Here is an 18,712-nt window from a genome sequence, read left to right as displayed (position 1 = left end):
CGCGCTTGCGCGCGATGGGTGCTTGCGGCAGGGCCCATCGCGCGCAAGCGCGCTCCTACAGGGGACTCAGCCGCCCGGTTAAGAGGGCGGCTGAGCCGCCCGGTTCACAGGGCAGCGGGTTAGGCCACCCGCTCGGCGCGGCGTTCCACGGCGGCTTCCAGGGCCTTGCTGACCCGGTCGCGTTCGGCCTTCAGGCGTTCGGGCATGCGGGTGCCGAAGCCATCCAGGTAGGTGCCGATGGCGTTCAGTTCCTCGACCCAGCCATCGATATCGACGTGGAGCAGTTCGTCGACGGTGGTGGGCGCGATATCCATGCCGGCGGTGTTGAGTTCGCCGGCGGCGGGCACGATACCGATCGGGGTTTCATGGCCGCTCGCCAGGCCTTCCACGCGCTGGATCATCCAGTCGAGCACGCGCAGGTTTTCGCCGTAGCCGGGCCACATGAAGCGGCCATCGGCATCCTTGCGGAACCAGTTCACGTGGAAGATGCGCGGCAGCTTCGCGCCGGGCTTGTCGAACGACAGCCAGTGCGCGAAGTAGTCGGCGAAGTTGTAGCCGCAGAACGGCTTCATCGCCATGGAATCGCGGCGGAGCACGCCCACGGCACCGGTGGCCGCCGCGGTCGTTTCCGAACCCATGGCGGCGCCCACCAATACGCCGTGCGCCCAGTCCTTCGCCTCGAACACCAGCGGCACCAACGAAGGCCGGCGGCCACCGAAGACGATGGCCGAGATGGGCACGCCGGCGGCGTCTTCCGATTCCGGCGCCCAGCTGGGGCACTGCTTCGCCGACACGGTGAAGCGCGAGTTCGGGTGAGCGGCGGGGCCATTGGCGGCGTCGAACGGGCGGCCCTGCCAGTCGGTCACCGGCTCGCCTTCGCCCAGGCCTTCCCACCACGGGCGACCATCCGCGGTGATCGCGGTGTTGGTGAAGATGGCATCGTGGCCGAGCGTCGCCAGTGCAGCCGGGTTGGTGTTCGCGCCGGTGCCCGGGGCCACGCCGAAGTAGCCGGCTTCCGGATTGATCGCCCACAGGCGGCCATCGGCACCCGGCGTCATCCAGCAGATATCGTCGCCGACGGTCCACACCTTCCAGCCCGCCTTGCGGTAACCCTCGGTGGGGATGAGCATGGCCAGGTTGGTCTTGCCGCATGCCGACGGGAACGCGGCAGCGATGTAATGCTTCTCACCCTTCGGGTTCTCGATGCCGACGATGAGCATGTGCTCGGCGAGCCAACCTTCGCGGCGCGCCTGGTGGCTGGCGATGCGCAGCGCATGGCACTTCTTGCCGAGCAGGGCGTTGCCGCCGTAACCGGAGCCGATGGACTTGATGGCCAGCTCATCGGGGAAATGCATGATGAAGCGGCGCTCGGGGTCCAGGTCGCCCGTGGAGTGCAGGCCCTTCACGAACACGCCTTCGCGTTCGATGCGCGTCAGCGCCTGCGTGCCCATGCGCGTCATGATGCGCATGTTGGCTACGACGTACGGGCTATCGGTGATCTCGACGCCGCAACGGGCGATCGGCGAATCGATGGGGCCCATGCAGTACGGGATGACGTACATGGTGCGGCCACGCATCGCGCCTTCGAACAGCGCATCGATTTTGGCGTGGGCCTCGGCCGGCGCCATCCAGTGGTTGTTCGGGCCGGCGTCTTCTTCCTCGGGCGTGCACACGAAGGTGAGGTGCTCCACGCGGGCCACATCCGACGGATGTGAGCGGTGCAGGTAGCTACGCGGGTTGGTCTTCTCGTTTAGCGGGAGAAGATCACCGCTGGCGAGCATGGTCTCGACAAGCCGCGCATATTCCGCGTCAGAGCCATCACACCACACGACGGAGGCGGGCTCCGTCAGGCGGGCGACATCATCTACCCATCGATTCAGTGCTTCCAACGAACTGCCGTGCGAACCCATCCGGTGTGGTCTCCAGGTAATTGCCTGTAGAGACAGTAGTTTGCGGATCGTGGTATTTACAAGGCACGGCGCAGCAATTTGCAGGCGCCGTTCAGGTCATTCCTCGGGCTTGGCCGGCGTGAGCGTGGTGATCACGTGCTCCACGTAGGCATCGAACTCGTCGTGCGAGAGGCGCGGCAGGCCCAGAGTGAAGTTCAGCTGGAGGAAGCCGACGTACGCGGCGTAGGTAAGGCGTGCGCGGTGCAGCGCCACGATCGGCTCCAGCCCGGCTTCTTTGTACATGCGGGTCAGGAAATCCATGCGCCGCTGGGAAACGCGTGCCATGACCGGTACCACCTGTGGGTGGTCCAGCGCTTTCAGCAGCGCGGCATACACGCGGTGCGGCTGCAGCTCATGGGCCACGCGGCGGAACAGTTCGGGCAGGCGCTTGCGCGGATCGGCGATACGCTCGATCTCGGCCAGCACTTCGCGCTCGCCGTATTCTTCCCAGCGCTCCAGCGCGGCCTGCAGCAGCGCCTCGCGGGTACGGAAATGCCAGTAAAAGCTGCCCTTGGTCACGCCAAGGCGGCGGGCGAGGGCTTCAACAGCCAGCGCGCCTACGCCCTGCTCGGCGATCAACGCGAGCGCACCGTCCTCCCAATCCTCGGCAGAAAGGCGGACTCGTTCATTCTTGGCATCGTTCATCGGCGCATGGTAGCTGGAATGCGCCCGTTTGCAATCCATCCGCTGCCGTACGTGTTGCGTAAGACCTTGACTTTCCGGCTGTTACGTGACCGTACGCTGCCGTATTGACGCAGGCTTTCCAGGCACACATACTCGCCCGTATGGTTGTCGAGCCCACTACCGCTATTTCCACGCCCTTCCGCCTTACCGCGCTGGATGGCCTGTTGCTGGCCGGTGAACGCTGGGAAGGCGAGAACCAGCCCGCGCTCTTGTTCGCCCACGGCTTCGGCCAGACTCGCAACGCCTGGACGGGCAGTGCGCGTGCGCTCGCCGCGCAGGGCCTTCCCGCAGTGACATTCGATGCGCGCGGCCACGGCGAAAGCGAACGCGTGCCGCGTGGCGAATACCACATGGAACAGTTTGTGGCCGATCTGACCGCCATGGCTGAGGCGGCGACGCCCCCGGGCGGCCCACGGCCCGTGGTGGTCGGCGCCTCGATGGGCGGCCTGCTGGCGCTGGTCGCCGCGGGTGAGGCCGAAGGTGCATGCCCGTTCTCGGCACTGATCCTGGTGGATATCACCCCGCGGTGGGAAACCCAGGGCGTGGAACGTATCCTCGGCTTCATGCGCGCCCACCCCCACGGCTTTGCGAGCTACGACGAGGCGGCCTCGGCTATCGAGGCGTACCTGCCGCAGCGCCGCGAGCGCAAGACCGAAAGCCAGCTGAAGCCCCTGCTGCGCCAGGGCGATGATGGCCGTCTTCGCTGGCACTGGGATCCGGCGCTGCTCGATGGCCTGGTCGAAGAGAGCGAGCGCTACCAGCCGCGCCTGTTCGCCGCCGCGGCGAAGGTACAGGTGCCGGTGCTGCTTCTTTCCGGTGCCCGCAGCGATGTGGTCTCCAGCCACACGGTCGATGAATTTCTCCGCCTTGTTCCCCATGCGCGCCACGTATCGCTCGCCGATGCCACGCACATGGTGGCGGGCGATGCGAACGACGCTTTCACGCGCGAAATCGCAGCGTTCATGCAAACCCTTTGAGCAACACCCCTTAAGCACTACGACGTTACGAGGTGATACCCATGTCTGCGATCCTGGTTGTACTGGCGGCACTGATTGCCTCTGGTGCATGTGCTTACCACCGCACGTCCCTGAAGACGTGGGCCATCGCCACGGCGGCCACGACGCTCGTCGTCGGCTTCCTCGCGGGTGCCCCGGTGACCACCGTCATCCTGCTGGTGCTGCTGGCGCTGGTCGCCGTGCCGTTGCTGATGGTGGATTTCCGCCGCAAGAAGATCAGCGCGCCGCTGCTCTCCATGTTTGCCAAGGTCACGCCCAAGCTCAGCGAAACCGAGCAGACCGCTTTGGAAGCCGGCACCGTCGGTTTCGAAGGCGAGCTGTTCTCGGGCATGCCGCGCTGGTCGGAGCTGTTGAAGCAGCCGAAGCCGGAACTGTCGGTCGAAGAGCAGGCGTTCCTCGACGGCCCCGTCGAAGAATTGTGCGGCATGATCGACGATTGGAAGATCACCCACGAACTGGCCGACCTGCCGCCGGACGTCTGGGACTTCATCAAGAAGAACAAGTTCTTCGGCATGATCATCCCGAAGAGCTACGGCGGCCTCGGCTTCTCCGCGCTGGCCCATTCGGCCGTGCTGCAGAAGCTTTCCAGCATGTCGCAGACGCTGGCCTCCACCGTTGCCGTGCCTAACTCGCTTGGCCCAGGCGAGCTGCTCATGCATTACGGCAGCGACGAGCAGAAGAACCACTTCCTGCCGCGCCTGGCTGATGGCCGTGAGGTGCCGTGTTTCGCGCTGACTGGCCCGTACGCCGGCTCGGATGCCACCTCGATCCCGGACTTCGGCATCGTCACGAAGGGGATGTGGAACGGCGAAGAAACCGTCGGCATTCGCCTTACCTTCGATAAGCGCTACATCACGCTGGCCCCGATCGCCACGATCGTCGGCCTGGCGTTCCGCATGTACGACCCGGACAAGCTGCTGGGTGACAAGGAAGACCTGGGCATCACGCTGGCATTGCTGCCGCGCGAAACCCCGGGGATGGAAATCGGCCGTCGCCATTTCCCGCTGAACACGCCGTTCCAGAACGGCCCGATCCACGCGAAGGACATGTTCGTTCCGCTTTCGGTGCTGATCGGTGGCCCGCATATGGCGGGGCAGGGCTGGCGCATGCTGGTCGAGTGCCTGTCGGTGGGCCGTGCCATTTCGCTGCCGTCCAACGCGACCGGTGCGTCGCGCATGGCGGTCGCCGCCACGGGCGCCTACGCCCGCATGCGCAAGCAGTTCGGCCTGGCCATCGGCCGCTTCGAGGGCGTGGAAGAAGCCCTGGCCCGCATTGGCGGCCTGACCTATGCCACGCAGGCACTGTCGCGCGCCACGGCCGCAGCGGTCGATCGCGGTGAGAAGCCGGCGGTGCCGTCGGCCATCGCCAAGTACCACGCCACCGAATGGTGCCGCCAGATCGCCTCCGATGCGATGGACGTTCACGGCGGCAAGGGCGTGATCCTGGGCCCGAAGAACTACATGGGCCGCGGCTGGCAGAGCGTGCCGATCGCGATCACCGTGGAAGGCGCGAACATCATGACGCGCAGCCTCATGATCTTCGGCCAGGGTGCGATCCGCTGCCATCCTTACGTGCTGAAGGAAATGCAGGCGCTGACCATCACGGATTACCGTGAGCGCCTGAAGACCTTTGACAAGGCGCTGTTCGGCCACATCGGCTTTGGCTTCTCCAACGCGGTGCGCAGCTTCGTGCTGGGCCTCACGGCGGCGCGCATCGGCGATGCCCCGGGCGATGCGTATACGCGCCGCTACTACCGCAAGCTCAATCGTTACTCGGCCGCGCTGGCACTGTGTGCCGACGTGTCGATGGGCGTGCTGGGCGGCAAGCTGAAGTTCAAGGAAAAGCTCTCGGCCCGCCTGGGCGATACGCTGTCGTTCCTGTATATCGCCAGCGCCATGCTGAAGCGTTATGAGGATACGGGCCGTCCGGAAGCGGATCGTCCGTTGCTGGCCTGGGCGTTCCACGAGTGCGTCTGGCGTATGCAGATGGCGCTGGATGGCGTGATCCGTAACTTCCCGGTGCGCCCGGTGGCGTGGCTGCTCCGCGCGCTGGTGTTCCCGTTCGGCCGCCGCGAAGTGCCGCCGTCGGATCGCCTGGGTCGCCGCGTGGCCGCGCTGATCACGGCCCCGAGCGAGGCGCGCGATCGCCTGACCACGTGGACCTACCTGACGCCGACGGCGAACAACACCGTGGGCCGCATGAATGCGGTGTTGCCGGATGTGATTGCCGCGGAACCGGTGGAGCGAAAGTTCCTCAAGGCGTTCAAGGGCGGCCAGCTGCACGCGCATACGTATAACGAGCAGCTGGCGGAAGCCGAGAAGCTCGGCGCCATTACTTCGGCCGAGCGCGAGCTGCTGCAGCGCGTGCGTGATGCTGTCGCGGAGTTCATCTCGGTGGATGACTTCGATAGCGATGAGCTGAAGGCTGGCGTGGCCGCGAAGGCGGAGAAGATGGAAGCGTCGCGGGCGGCTTGATGGCCTGCGATGGTTGAACGATGAAAGGGCCGGCATGATTGCCGGCCCTTTTTCTTTGCGGCTCGCCTTCGGCATCGCGCTAAATGATGGCGTGCACAACGACACCTACACACGATGTCCGTTGTTCTTACAGACATCGGCGGATCATTTTGATACGGTCGTTTCCGTTGCCCGCACGCACGTTGACGTACACCGTGCAGGCAACCACCGCTGTGTGCGGTGAGAGTCGCGAGCCGGGCGTGGTTGCACACACCCGACTCGCTATCCACAACCAACTAATCTGGAGTTGATCATGGGTACCCCCGATCATACGGTAGTCGCACGCCCGCCGAATCCCCCCGGCGGCATCTCATCGACTAACGGGCCGCCTGTATAAGCCGCAGGCGCGGTTGAAGAACCGCGGCGGCGACCATCTTTGAGGTAATTCTTGATCGAATGAGGCAGGCGTTCTCGCCTGGCATGCCTCACGGGCGGTCGTCGTCGCCATCCACTTCGTCAATCAAGCCACCCGGCGCCCGGTCACGGGCGAACGGTGAACCCGCGATCGTATGGTCCGTGGCATGGCAGGTCGTGATGACTGTCGTGCCACGTTAGCGCTGCGCGGGGCGGTATTGAATATGGAAGCGAGTAATGAATCTGGTGAACGAAACCTGGCCTGTTCGGCACGCGGGTGATAACGCAGCGTGTGAGCCCACGGCACACGAGTTGTTGAACGATGCGACGCAATGGCTGCAGTACGCGCGTGGCGTGACCAGCCTCCTGGCTGACCTGATCCACGAAGCCGATGCGGTGGACTGCAAGCAGGTCGCCCTGTCGATGGAAGCGATCGCCGCCATGACCCGGTTGGGCACCGAACGCGTCGGCCAGGCGCACGCCGAATGGCACGCGCGCTCCCTGTAGGAGCGCGCTCGCGCGCGATGCACGACCTCCGGCACATCGCATGAAGCGATTGACATCGCAAGAATCTGTGTAGGGGAACGCCTACAGCTTTTCTCGAACCGCCGGCATAGCATGCGCGCTGACTTCTACGGCGGCGGCAAATCGGGGGGGCGCATGCACAAGGCTAAGCACGGGTTACTTCGATCGGCGTTGACGATGATTATCCTCGTGCCGCTGGCGGTCGGGGCCGAAGAGCTGCATTGGTCAACGGCCAAGAGGACCAGCGCTTTCACGGTCACAGGATCGGGCGATGCATGCCTCGCCGGCGGCGCGAGCGTTACCCTCAGTAGGGTGGACAATGCCAATGACCAAGCGGGTATCGCTGGCTCCCAGATAGACGCCCACCTAGCGGCCGGAAAGATCGTTGAACTGACGGGACTCATCGAGACCACCGGTTCAGCGGCTAACGCCGCGTTATGGATGTCCGCCGACGGTCCCACCCGCGCCGAGCACGTGTTCCAGACGACCGAGCCGTATCCCATCGCCAGCGGCGGTGTTCCAGCCATGCGGCGCATTCGTATCACGGTGCCGGCAAACGCGACCTCGGTTGTAGTCGGTGTTGCGCTAATGGGCGGCGGTACCGCGCATGTTACTCACCTCAACCTTGTCTTCCGGGAACCGCCCACGCATGTGGGGGCAGACGCACTGCTTCATCAGGCCGTGGCGGCTTTGCGCGAGAACGCTCTCGCCGCCGGTAAGGTCGATTGGGATTCGTTCGAGCGTGAGGCCCAGTCACACCTCTCGGCAGGGCAGCCAGCCAGCGCCGCGTATCCCACCATCCGCGATGCCGTGCGCAGGCTTGACGATGGGCACAGCCGTTTCATCGACGCTGATTCAGCGTGGGCTCAGTCGCTCAACGACGGCACACAATCGATCCCGGATGTGCACCTGCTCCCCGATGGCATCGGCTACGTCGCGTTGCCGGGTTTCACGGGCCCCGCGGATGCGGAGACGCGCTACATACAAGCCATTGCACTGGCTATGAGCCGTTTGGCGCCCGAGGTGAAGCATGGGTGGGTCGTCGACCTACGCCAGGATTCGGGCGGCACGATGTGGCCTATGTTCGCTGCGGTGCATTCGCTGTTGGGCGACGGTGAGATCGGCGCCTTCCGGAAGCCGGGCGCGGATGACGCGCATTGGTACGCGGGTGTCGGTCTTTCGATGCCCGCAAAACCCATCTCACTGGATCTCAGCGCTTCGCCCGTCGCGGTTCTCCTTGGTCCGCACACATCCAGTGCGGGCGAAGCCGTTGCTGTGGCGTTCCATGGCCGCCCTGCGACGCGCTCGTTTGGTTCGCCCACATCGGGCCAGGCGAACAGCAACGAGACCATGCCCCTCAAGGACGGCAGCCTCCTCGTGGTAAAGGCTTTCATCGATGTCGATCGCCACGGCGTAGCCTTCGGCCAGCAGGTAGATCCCGACGACCGCGTCGATGACGCGGCCGTGCTGGACCACGCCACCGCGTGGCTAGCGCAACAACCAACGCTGTAGAAGCGCGCTTGCGCGCGATCCCCGTCCGCGCAAAGCGCTAGGCTGCCCCCGCGCAGCCATCCTGCTTCGCCACCACCGCCATCAAGCGCTCTTCCACCTGATCGCGCGTATGCGCACGGAACAGATGCGGCGCGGCGCGGCGCAGTGCGGCGCAATCCAGCTGGGTCAGCCGGTCGCGTACCTGCAGCAGCTGGCCCGGGTGCATCGAGAACTCCTCGAGGCCCATGGCGAGCAGCAGGGCGGTGAATTGCGTATCGCCGGCGATTTCGCCGCAGAGGCTTACCGGCTTCTTGGCGCGGCGGGCGGCGGCGATGACGTGGGCGATGAGGCGTAGGAAGGCAGGTTGCAGCGGGTCGTAGATGCCTTCCAGCGCATCGTTGTTGCGGTCGGCGGCCAGCGTGTACTGGGCGAGGTCGTTGGTGCCGATGGCGAGGAAGTCGGCCTTTTGCAGGATCGACGCGACGCCGATGGCGGCGGCGGGGACTTCGATCATGGCGCCGACATCCAGGCGCTCGGGCAACTCCTGGCCCTCGAGCGACAGTTGTTCGCGGGCCTTCTTCAGCAGCCGGCGTACCTCGGTGAGCTCGCCCATGTGCGTGATCATCGGCACGAGCACGCGGACCGGGCCGTAGCAGGCGGCACGCAGGATCGCGCGCAGCTGCACGAGGAAAATATCGGGGTAGCGCAGCGACAGGCGGATGCCGCGCACGCCCAGCGCAGGGTTATCTTCACCGCGGATGGCAAGGCCGGCGGAATCGGCTTTGTCGGCGCCAAGGTCCAGCGTGCGGATGGTGACCGGCAGGCCACCCATGCCGAGGACGACATCGCGGTACGCCGCGAACTGTTCGTCTTCGCTGGGCAGGCCGCGCTGGCGCAGGAACAGGAATTCGGAACGATACAGGCCCACGCCGTCTGCACCACGCGCGCGGGCCAGCGTGACATCGCCGGCCAGCTCCGCGTTGGCGAACAGGCGCACGTGGAAGCCATCGCGCGTGTGCGTGGGTGCGGAGGCCAGTGCGGCCAGGCGGCGGCCTTCCGCGGCGGCCTGGCGCTGCCACTGGCGGTAGCGGGCGAGGTCCTGTGCGGTGGGGTGGACGATGACCTCGCCGTGTTCGGCGTCGATCAACACCAGGTCATCATCGTTGATGGTGGCCAACGCATCCTTCGTACCTACCAGCATCGGCAGGTTGAAGCTGCGCGCCAGGATGGCGCTGTGCGAGTACACGCTGCCGGCGCTGGCGACCACGCCGAGCATGCCCTGGCCGGCCAGGCTGGCCATGTCCGCGGGTGCCACGGTATCGCTGACGATGATCTCGCCCACGCGTGCGGCGAGCTTGCGCTCCTCGCGGCTGGAATGCTGGAAGAGGGCGGACATGACCCGGCCGATGACCTGGTCGATATCTTCGCCGCGGCTCTTCAGGTACGGGTCGTTCATCGCATCGAACACGGCGGCCAGGCGATCGCGCTGCATCTTCAGCGCGGCACTGGCGGTGTAGTGGCCGACCGAAATCAGTTCATCGAGGCCGCGCAGCAGTTCTTCGTCATCGAGCAGCAGGCTGTGCGCATCGATGAAGTCGCCCACTTCGCGGGCCAGTGCGCCGTGCAGCTTGCCGCGTAGTTCGCGCAGCTCGGCGCGGGCATGGTCCAGGGCTTTGTGCAGGCGGTCGAGCTCGGGGCCGATCTCGGCATCCTCGAGCATGCGCATGTCAGCCGTGTACAGGCTGGGCTGGACCAGACGCGCCCGCCCGAGGGCCATGCCCCGGGATGCGGCTGTGCCGGTCAGCTGGTACCTCATGCGTGACTCGCCCCCCTGGCGCCCATGCGTTACTGCCCTTCGTCGAACTTGCGGTTGAAGAGATCGATGACGGCCGCCACGGCGGCCTGTTCATCCTCGCCCTCGGCGCGGACCACCAGGCTGGTGCCCATGCCGGCGGCCAGCATCATGACCCCCATGATGCTTTGCGCGTTCACTTCGCGTCCCTTGCTCACCAGGTGCACGGTGGCCTTGAAGGTGGACACCAGCTGGACCAGCTTGGCTGACGCGCGGGCGTGCAGCCCAAGGCGGTTCGAGACCGTGATTTCCTGTTCAAGCATGATCGATGAAGATCCCTCCGCGGCCCCCGGTGGCGGCGATTTCCGCCAGTTCGGGCAACGATTTTTCTGAATAGTTGAGGACACGCAACAGCATCGGCAGGTTCAGGCCGGATACGCAGCGGAGCTTCACGCCCAGCGCACCCAGCGATAGCCCGATGTTGCACGGCGTGGCGCCATAAAGGTCGGCGAGCACGAGTACACCCTCGCCCTGGTCCAGATCGCGCGCGTGCTTCGCGGTGAGCGAGCGCATCACGTCGGGATCGGCGCCGGGGGGTACCTCCACGGCATCCACCGTGAGCGGCAACTTGGGCATGACATGGCGCGCGGCCGAAACCAGCGCCTGGCCAACGGCCTCGTGCGTCATCAGGAGCACGCCAACACTCATGGCAGGCTCCGCAGGTGGGTGGATCGGGTCTGGGTGCTCATTCGAGCTCACGGTGGAATGTCAGTACGTTGCCGCGTTCCTTGCGAAAGTGCCGGGCAAGGCGCTCCACCAGGTACACCGAGCGGTGGCGACCGCCCGTGCAACCGATGGAGACCGTGACGTAGCTGCGGTCCTCGCCTTCGAAGCGCGGCAGCCAGGTATCCAGCCAGCGCGCGACGTCGTCATAGTATTCGCCCACGACGGGCTGCGCGTCGAGGTATTCGCGCACCGGCTGGTCCTTGCCCGAGAACGGGCGCAGGCGCGGGTCCCAGTGCGGGTTGGGCAGGCAGCGGGCATCGAACACGAAATCCGCATCCGAGGGCAGGCCGCGGCGGTAGGCGAACGACTCGAACAGCAGCGTGGTGCCATCGCTGGCGGCGGCGTAGCCGGTGGCGAAGAGGCGGCGCAGCTGGTGCACGTTGAGATCGGAGCTATCGATCACCTTTTCGGCGATGGATACCAGCGGGCGCAGCAGGCGGCGTTCTTCGGCGATCGAATCGGCCAGGGAAAGCCGCTCGGCAGCCAGCGGGTGGCGGCGCCGGGTTTCCGAATAGCGCTTGATCAGGACGTCGTCGCGGCTATCCAGGAAGATGAGGTGTACGTGGACGCCAGCGCTGGAGAGCTCGGACAAGACGTGCGGCATGCGCTCCAGGTCGGAGCGGCGGTTGCGCACATCCACGCCCACCGCGATGCGCCGGCGCGGGCCGTGCTCACCCTGGCTCACCGCGGCGACCAGCTGCGGGATGAGCTCCGCCGGCATGTTATCGACGCAGTAGAACTCCAGGTCCTCGAGCGCGCGCAGGGCCACGGTCTTGCCGCCACCGGACATGCCGGTGAGCACGACCAGGTGGATGGCATCGGGTTCGATGATGGGGCTGATAAGAAGGTCGTCGTTCACCGGGTCACCATGGGGAGAACCGGCGCATCTGGTGCGCCTGGCGGTCGATGAAAGTCTGCGCAGGGTCGATACCCTTGCTCTTCAGTACATGGTTGCGCACCGCCGCTTCCACAAGGACCGCCAGGTTGCGGCCCGGGGCGACGGGGATGGTGATCTTGGGCACATCCACGTCCAGCACGTTACGTCGGCTGACATCGCCGGTCAGGCGGGTCATGGCATCCGTTTCCTCGCCATCCTTGAGCGGCTTCAGGTGGATGACCAGGCGCAGGTACTTCGACGGTTTGACCGCCGTGTGGCCGAACATCTCGCGGATGTTGAGCACGCCCAGGCCGCGTACCTCGAGCAGATCCTGCAGGAGCTCGGGGCAGGCGCCGTCGATCACATCCGGGGCGATCAGGGTGAACTCGGTGGCGTCATCGGCCACCAGGCGGTGGCCGCGGCTGATCAGTTCCAGGGCCAGCTCGCTTTTGCCGGAGCCGGGATCGCCGGTGATCAGCACGCCGATGGAGAACACCTCGAGGAACACGCCGTGCAGGGTTACCCGCGGCGCAAGCGTACGCGCCAGGTGGTACTGCAGGTAGGTGAGCAGCTCGTGGCCGCGCTTGGTGCTCTGCCACAGCGGGGTATCGGTTTCCTCGGCCACCTCACGAAGGTCGGGCGGGATGGCCTGGTCCTTGGTGACGATGAGCGCGGCCGGCTGGTAGGCGGCGATCTTGTGGATGGCCTCCCAGCGCTGGCGCGAATCCAGGCCGTCGAGGAAATTGAGCTCCTCGGTGCCGATGATCTGGATCTTGTTGGGGTAGATGACGTTGAGGTAGCCCACCAGCGACGGGCGGCGGCTCTGCTTGGCGTTGGGCTCCAGGACACGGGCTTCGCCACGCATGCCTGCGATCCAGCGCAGGGCCATCCGTTCATGGACACCGTCGAAGAGTTGTCGGGCAGTGAGCCGATCCACGCGGGGGTTCCTGTCAAGAAAAAAGCCGGCACACGGATGTGCCGGCTTGCTTATATTGTGCCACAGGCCCGATGGGGGGCTTTAGCTGCTGGCAGTGCGGGCCTCGCGGACCTCGCTGTTGTGGTGGTCCTTGATCTTTTCCTTATGCTTACGCAGCTGGTCGGCCAGTTTGGTAATCATCTCGTCGATCGCGGCATACATGCGGTCGTTGATCGTGCCGTCCTGCAAGCGGGCAAGGCCTTCGGCATGGAGCCGGGTGCCCGAACAGTGCAGGGTGCCGCCCGCTTTGTGCTCGGCCTTGTCCACCGATAGCACGACATCCAGGGCCATTATGTTGTCGAAAAGGCGTTCGAAGCGGCCGATTTGCTGTTCCACGCGTTCGCGCAGGGCAGGGGTGACCTGGATGTGCTGGCCGCTGATCTGGATTTGCATGACGCCTCCTTCTTGCTGAGGGTGCCGCCGTTCGGTGGCGGCGAGATGGGAATGGCCGGTTGCCACTCCTGAACCGTTGTACGTGGGACCGTGATCCTCCACCGGGGTTCCGCACTGTTTCAGCTGGCGCGGACGCGCTCGCTGGAGCTGGGAATGCGCATGGCTTCCCGGTACTTGGCTACCGTACGTCGGGCTACCTGAATACCGCGTCGATGGAGTTCCTCCGCGAGGGCCTGGTCGGACAGCGGGCGACGCGGGTCTTCCGCCGTGATCAGTTTGCGCAACATGGCCTGGATGGCCGTCGCGGACGCGCTGCCGCCGTCTTCCGTGGCCACGCCGCTCGAGAAAAAGTGCTTCAGCTCGAAGGTACCGCGCGGCGTGTGCATGTACTTGCGCGTGGTAACCCTGGAAATAGTCGATTCATGCATACCCACCTCCTCGGCCACTTCGCGCAGGACCAGGGGGTGCATGGCCTCGGGGCCGTAATCGAGGAAGGCGCTCTGCCGGCGGACGATCACCTCGGCGACCTTGGTCAGGGTCTCCGCGCGGGATTGCAGGCTCTTCAGGAGCCAGCGGGCCTCCTGCAGCTGGCCCTTCATCCAGGTGGCGTCATCGCCGCGCGCGCGGGCAATGAGGTTGCAGTAGTGCTGGTTCAGGCCCAGCCGGGGCTGGGCATCCGGGTTCAGGCTCACCTTCCAGCGGCCGCTCTCACGGCGGGCGTAGACATCGGGGGCCACGTATTCCACCGGGGTGGCATCCAGGGCCGCGCCGGGGCGGGGATCCAGGCTGCGGATGAGCGATGCGGCCACGGCCACGTCGGTCTCGGCCGCCTTCAGCCGCCGGGCGATCTTGCTGGTGTCATTGCGGGCCAGCAGTTCGATTTCATCCGTAACAATGCGGATGGCCAGCCCGCGTTGCGGGGTGTCCTCCGCGAACTGGCTCAACTGGCACAGCAGGCAATCGCGCAGGTCCAGACTGGCGATGCCGGTGGGATCAAACCGCTGGATGCGCTTGCGAACCGCCTCGATCTCGTCGAGATCGGCCTGGAACTCCCGCAGGGCGGCCTGCACCGCCTCGAGGCCGTCGCGCAGGTAACCATCTTCATCGAGCACATGGATGATGGCCGTGGCGATGGCATGGTCGCGCGGCGTGAACTGGGAGAGGTTGAGCTGCCACTCAAGGTGCTGCTGCAGGCTTTCCGGTGCGGCGTTCTGCGGCTCGAAGCCGTCTTCGTCGCCGCCACCGTTGCGCGAGGGGCCACCGGCGTAGTCGCCGGCCTCACCGTGGAAGCGGTCATCGTCCCACTCGGGAGCCAGGTCCTCGGAGGGCGAGGCGGTGGATTCCTCTTCGCGCGTGGCCTTGGTGGGCTGCTCGTCGCGTGCGCGGAACTCCATGGCCTCGTCGAAGCTGGTGCTTTCCTCGGCCGTATCTGGCTCGGATTCGGCATCTTCGGCGAACTCGAGCAGCGGATTGCTTTCCGCTATCTGGCGGAGCTCGGCCTCGAGCTCCAGCTGCGACAACTGCAGCAGGCGGATGGCCTGCTGGAGCTGGGGCGTCAGCGTGAGCTGCTGATGCAGGCGAAACTGAAGTCCGGGTTTCATTACCTTCGCAAGATCGGGTTACCGGGCCATCCTAACCCCACGCGGGCCCCGTAAACCAGCGGGCCGGATGCCTAGGCCGGCTGGCCGATTTCGTATAGGACCTTAGATCCGGAATTCACGGCCCAGGTACACCTCGCGAACCTTTTCATCAGCAAGGATGTGCTGCGGGGTACCGCGCGAGAGCACTTCGCCATCGTTGAGGATGTAGGCGCGGTCGCAGATACCCAGCGTCTCGCGCACGTTGTGGTCGGTGATGAGCACGCCGATGCCACGCTCCTTCAGGTGCCGCACGATGCGCTGGATCTCGCCAACCGAGATGGGATCGACGCCGGCGAACGGCTCATCGAGCAGCATGTAGCGGGGGCGGGCGGCGAGGGCGCGTGCGATCTCGACGCGGCGGCGTTCGCCACCGGAAAGGCTGATGCCCTTCTGCTCGGCGATGTGCGAGATCTTGAGTTCATCCAGCAGGCTTTCGAGTTCGTCCTCGCGCTGCTTCTGCGTCATGTTCTCGCGCAGTTCGAGCACGGCAAGGATGTTGTCGGAGACGCTGAGGCGGCGGAACACCGAGGCTTCCTGCGGCAGGTAGCCGATGCCGAGCTTGGCGCGCGCATGCATGGGTAGGCCGGTGATGTCCTGCTGGTCGAGCTTGATCTGGCCGCCATCGGCGGGGATCAGGCCTACCACCATGTAGAAGCAGGTGGTTTTGCCGGCACCGTTCGGGCCGAGCAGGCCAACCACCTCACCTTCGCGGATGGAGAACGCGAAATCACGCACTACCTGGCGGGCGCGGAACCGCTTCTGCAGGCCTTGGGCTGAAAGCATCGTGTCAGGGCTTCTTCGGGGTGGGGGCCGGCTGGGCCGGCGTCGCCGGAGCCGCCGGCTTGCCCGCGGGAGCGGCGCCTGGCTGGTTCTTCGGCTGGAAGGTCATGTGCACGGTGGCGTCGCCATTGCTCTCGCCGGTCATCGTGCTGTCGTTGGTGTTGTAGGTGAGCTTGTCGCCATCGGCCGTGCCCTTGGTGGGCTGGTCGATGTGGGCATTGCCGGTGAGGATCGCGATGCTCGTATCGTTGTGGTAATCGATGTTCTTGGCGTGGCCGTGCATCCAGTTGCCGTCATCGTCCTGCTGCTGCATGGTCGCCGGGCCGCCATCGATGACCGCGCGGGTGACCTGCTGCTGGTCATCGAAGTAGATCGTGGCCTTGCTGCCCGTGATCTTCAGCGTGCCCTGGGTGATGACGACATTGGTGGTGTAGATCGCAATGCCCTGCGGCTGCTGCCTGCCATCGAAGCTCTTGGACGTGACATCGACGACCTGGTTGCGATCGTCCTGTTTCGCCATGGCTGGGGTGGCGGCGGCAAGGAGCGCCACGCCGCAGGCCGCGATCAGTGCCTTAGCGCTTGCGGGGCAGATACTGGGTGTGGACTGCATCGAGGAGCTCCAGGTGCTTGGTGTCGAGATTGGCACGCATGCCGATGCCGTTCATTGTAGAGGTTCCCTGAACGATCCGGGCTGCCTCGGCGGTTTCCAGGCGGTTCTCCTTGGGCCAGGCGGTGACCTCGGAGGTATCGATGCTGGCCGGCGGGTTGGTATCGAACGCGATGCGGTCCATGTGCACCATGCCCTGCAGCTTCAGCATCGTGCCGTCCTTGTTTACCCAGCCGTACTCGGAGTGCCCGGTCCACGGCGGGACATCGGTCTCCTTCGTGGAGGGCAACACGAAATTCGGGGCATTGATGTACAGCGATTCATCGCCCTCGCGCCGCTCCAGGTGCGGTGCGATGAGCTTGAACGCGGGCTTGCCCTGCTCGTTGTACGAATCGAGGTCGAACGTGGTGAGCACGTAGCCGGAGCGGGGCGGACCGATGAAGTCCTCGACCTTCTTTTCTGGGGCGACCCAGTAGTAGAGCAGGGTGCTCGCGCCCAGGGCGACTGCCAGGATGCCGATCACGCCGGCGGTACTGCGGTCCTTGAACAGGTTGAAGACGCTCACAGCCAGCGGTCCCGCTCGGCTTCGGCCTTGCCCTGCGCGGCCAGGATCAGGTCAGCCACTTCGCGGGCGGCACCGTAGCCGCCGGTAAGGCGGGTGCGCCAATGGGCGCGCTCGGCCACCCAGGGGTGGGCGTTGGCCACGGCCACGGCCAGGCCACTGATACCCATGGCGGGGAGATCGGGCAGGTCATCGCCGACGAAGGCGGCCTGTTCCGGTTCCAGGTGCAGGGCCTCGAGCAGCGCGTTGAGGGTGGCGCGCTTGTCCTTCTGGCCCTGATACACGTGCTGGATGCCGAGTTCCTCGGCGCGCAGCGAAACGGGGTGGCTGATCCGCGCCGTGATGATGGCGACCTTGATGCCGTTCTCCTGCAGGCGCTTCAGGCCAAGCCCGTCATGCACATGGAACACCTTGGTCTCGCGGCCATCTTCGCCATACCAAAGGCGCCCGTCGGTAAGCGTGCCATCCACGTCGAAGACGACCACGCGAATGCGTGCGGCGCGCTCGGCAACGTCGGCGGGGATCTCGGTGTAGTGCGTATAGGCCATGGTCTAAGGATTTGGGGGCGATTCCGGCGCGGTGGGGGCGCGCCAGCGGGGCGCGTTCAGACGACGCGCGCGCGGAGCAGGTCGTGGATGTTCAAGGCGCCGACCACGCGCCCCTCGGTGTCGGTGACCAGCAGGGCATGGATCTGGTGCTTTTCCATCAACTGGGCGGCCTCGACAGCCAGTTTGTCCGAACCAATGGTCTTGGGGCCCCGGGTCATCAGTTGGGCCACCGTGGCGCCACGCAGGTCCACGCCATCGTCATCCAGCGCGCGGCGGAGATCGCCGTCGGTGAACACGCCCACCAGGCCGCCATCCGGTTCGACCACCGCGGTCATGCCCAGGTGCTTGCGGGTCATTTCCACCAGCGCCTCACTCAGCGTGGCGGTGACCGGCACGCGGGGTACATCATCGCCGCTGTGCATGACATCGGCGATATGCAGCAGGAGGCGACGGCCCAGGCTGCCGGCCGGGTGCGAGCGGGCGAAATCATCCGGGGTGAAGCCACGGGCCTCCAGCAGCGCGATGGCCAGGGCATCGCCCATGACCAGAGCGGCCGTGGTGCTGGTGGTGGGCGCCAGCCCATGCGGGCAGGCCTCGGAGGCGACGTTGCCGTCGATATTCACATCGGCCTGGCTGGCCAGGGACGATTTGGGGTTGCCCGTAATCGAGATCAGCCGGATACCCTGGCGCTTGATGGCCGGCAGGATAAACAGCAGCTCGTCGGTCTCGCCCGAGTAGGAAATGGCCAGCACGATATCGTCGGGCTGGATCATGCCGAGGTCGCCGTGGCTTGCCTCGCCCGGGTGGACAAAGAAGGACGGGGTGCCGGTGGAGGCCAGGGTGGCCGCGATCTTGCGCGCAATGTGGCCCGATTTGCCCATGCCCGAAACCACGACCCGGCCCTTGCAGGCCAGGATCATCTGGCAGGCCTGGACAAAGGTGGCATCGACACGGCTCTCCAGCGCCCGGATGGCGGCGGCCTCGGTGGCGATGACGGTGCGCGCGCTGCGCACGACGGCATCGGCGTTCACTAAGGCAGGGCTGGTGGGCGGAGCGGTGCGGGCGTTCATTCGGCCTTGGGTCCGGGCTGGGGGCTGTCCCTGGGCAACCCGGAATGTCCATTTCTGCGACACCGGATTTCCATTACCATTACATATTCTCATTTTATCGTCGCTGGCATCGACCAGTGGTTCAGGGACCGTTTCGGAACCCCTGGCCC

At 65.6% G+C, this 18,712-nt stretch carries 18 protein-coding genes; 4 read left to right on the top strand and 14 right to left on the bottom strand.

What is annotated here, in order from left to right; genetic code table 11:
• Positions 1-119 precede the first annotated feature (119 nt).
• Both ABIE56_RS12960 and ABIE56_RS12955 read right to left on the bottom strand, forming a co-directional pair.
• On the bottom strand, positions 120-1,910 hold the full coding sequence (locus ABIE56_RS12960; protein ID WP_429244201.1) for a phosphoenolpyruvate carboxykinase (GTP): 1,791 nt from the start codon (positions 1,908-1,910) through the stop codon (positions 120-122).
• Between the two features lie 96 nt (positions 1,911-2,006).
• Complete coding sequence (locus ABIE56_RS12955; protein ID WP_429244200.1) at positions 2,007-2,594, bottom strand: TetR/AcrR family transcriptional regulator; 588 nt, start codon at positions 2,592-2,594, stop codon at positions 2,007-2,009.
• Positions 2,595-2,734: 140 nt separating this feature from the next.
• On the opposite strand from ABIE56_RS12955, the gene ABIE56_RS12950 reads away from it, so the two are divergent.
• The 4 genes from ABIE56_RS12950 to ABIE56_RS12935 all read left to right on the top strand — a co-directional run bounded on the left by ABIE56_RS12950 (position 2,735) and on the right by ABIE56_RS12935 (position 8,553).
• Positions 2,735-3,610, top strand: coding sequence for an alpha/beta hydrolase (locus ABIE56_RS12950; RefSeq protein WP_429244199.1), 876 nt, complete (start codon positions 2,735-2,737; stop codon positions 3,608-3,610).
• Between the two features lie 41 nt (positions 3,611-3,651).
• The gene (locus ABIE56_RS12945) at positions 3,652-6,123 is read left to right on the top strand and encodes an acyl-CoA dehydrogenase (protein WP_429244198.1); all 2,472 of its coding nucleotides are present in this window, start codon (positions 3,652-3,654) and stop codon (positions 6,121-6,123) included.
• A gap of 630 nt (positions 6,124-6,753) precedes the next feature.
• Positions 6,754-7,023 (top strand): hypothetical protein, encoded by a 270-nt coding sequence (locus tag ABIE56_RS12940; protein ID WP_429244197.1) that lies wholly within the window; start codon positions 6,754-6,756, stop codon positions 7,021-7,023.
• A gap of 195 nt (positions 7,024-7,218) precedes the next feature.
• Positions 7,219-8,553 carry a S41 family peptidase gene (locus ABIE56_RS12935; protein ID WP_429244196.1) on the top strand — a complete coding sequence of 445 codons (1,335 nt, stop codon included), beginning with the start codon at positions 7,219-7,221 and terminating at the stop codon, positions 8,551-8,553.
• Positions 8,554-8,590: 37 nt separating this feature from the next.
• Here the strand turns inward: ABIE56_RS12935 and ptsP are convergent, their stop codons facing one another.
• From ptsP to ABIE56_RS12875, 12 genes are all read right to left on the bottom strand, one after another.
• Complete coding sequence (gene ptsP, locus ABIE56_RS12930; RefSeq protein WP_429244195.1) at positions 8,591-10,348, bottom strand: phosphoenolpyruvate--protein phosphotransferase; 1,758 nt, start codon at positions 10,346-10,348, stop codon at positions 8,591-8,593.
• Positions 10,349-10,377: 29 nt separating this feature from the next.
• Positions 10,378-10,647: an HPr family phosphocarrier protein gene (locus ABIE56_RS12925; RefSeq protein WP_247433597.1), complete on the bottom strand. Its 270-nt coding sequence runs from the start codon at positions 10,645-10,647 to the stop codon at positions 10,378-10,380.
• Entirely contained in the window at positions 10,640-11,032 is a 393-nt protein-coding gene (locus ABIE56_RS12920; protein ID WP_429244194.1) for a PTS sugar transporter subunit IIA, read from the bottom strand. Before ABIE56_RS12920 ends, ABIE56_RS12925 begins: the two co-directional genes overlap by 8 nt.
• A gap of 37 nt (positions 11,033-11,069) precedes the next feature.
• Positions 11,070-11,969, bottom strand: a complete 900-nt coding sequence (gene rapZ, locus ABIE56_RS12915; protein WP_429244193.1) for an RNase adapter RapZ — start codon at positions 11,967-11,969, stop codon at positions 11,070-11,072.
• A 4-nt stretch (positions 11,970-11,973) separates the two neighbouring features.
• Positions 11,974-12,924, bottom strand: coding sequence for an HPr(Ser) kinase/phosphatase (gene hprK / locus ABIE56_RS12910; protein ID WP_429244192.1), 951 nt, complete (start codon positions 12,922-12,924; stop codon positions 11,974-11,976).
• 81 nt (positions 12,925-13,005) lie between these two features.
• A complete protein-coding gene (hpf, locus tag ABIE56_RS12905) occupies positions 13,006-13,356 on the bottom strand; it encodes a ribosome hibernation-promoting factor, HPF/YfiA family (RefSeq protein ID WP_429244191.1) in 351 nt (116 codons plus the stop codon).
• Between the two features lie 119 nt (positions 13,357-13,475).
• On the bottom strand, positions 13,476-14,957 hold the full coding sequence (locus tag ABIE56_RS12900; protein ID WP_429244190.1) for an RNA polymerase factor sigma-54: 1,482 nt from the start codon (positions 14,955-14,957) through the stop codon (positions 13,476-13,478).
• Positions 14,958-15,059: 102 nt separating this feature from the next.
• Positions 15,060-15,779 carry an LPS export ABC transporter ATP-binding protein gene (gene lptB / locus ABIE56_RS12895; RefSeq protein WP_429244189.1) on the bottom strand — a complete coding sequence of 240 codons (720 nt, stop codon included), beginning with the start codon at positions 15,777-15,779 and terminating at the stop codon, positions 15,060-15,062.
• A gap of 4 nt (positions 15,780-15,783) precedes the next feature.
• On the bottom strand, positions 15,784-16,386 hold the full coding sequence (gene lptA / locus ABIE56_RS12890; RefSeq protein WP_429244188.1) for a lipopolysaccharide transport periplasmic protein LptA: 603 nt from the start codon (positions 16,384-16,386) through the stop codon (positions 15,784-15,786).
• On the bottom strand, positions 16,349-16,948 hold the full coding sequence (gene lptC / locus ABIE56_RS12885; RefSeq protein WP_429244187.1) for an LPS export ABC transporter periplasmic protein LptC: 600 nt from the start codon (positions 16,946-16,948) through the stop codon (positions 16,349-16,351). The genes lptA and lptC overlap by 38 nt, the downstream gene beginning before the upstream one ends.
• Entirely contained in the window at positions 16,945-17,493 is a 549-nt protein-coding gene (locus ABIE56_RS12880) for a KdsC family phosphatase (RefSeq protein ID WP_429244186.1), read from the bottom strand. The genes lptC and ABIE56_RS12880 overlap by 4 nt, the downstream gene beginning before the upstream one ends.
• A 56-nt stretch (positions 17,494-17,549) precedes the next feature.
• Complete coding sequence (locus tag ABIE56_RS12875) at positions 17,550-18,563, bottom strand: KpsF/GutQ family sugar-phosphate isomerase (protein ID WP_429244185.1); 1,014 nt, start codon at positions 18,561-18,563, stop codon at positions 17,550-17,552.
• Between the last annotated feature and the right edge of the window lie 149 nt (positions 18,564-18,712).

It is taken from the genome of Luteibacter sp. 621 (assembly GCF_050435445.1).
GTDB lineage: Bacteria > Pseudomonadota > Gammaproteobacteria > Xanthomonadales > Rhodanobacteraceae > Luteibacter.
Note: the sequence above shows the minus strand (reverse complement) of the source record. Positions and strands in the feature narration are given on the sequence as shown.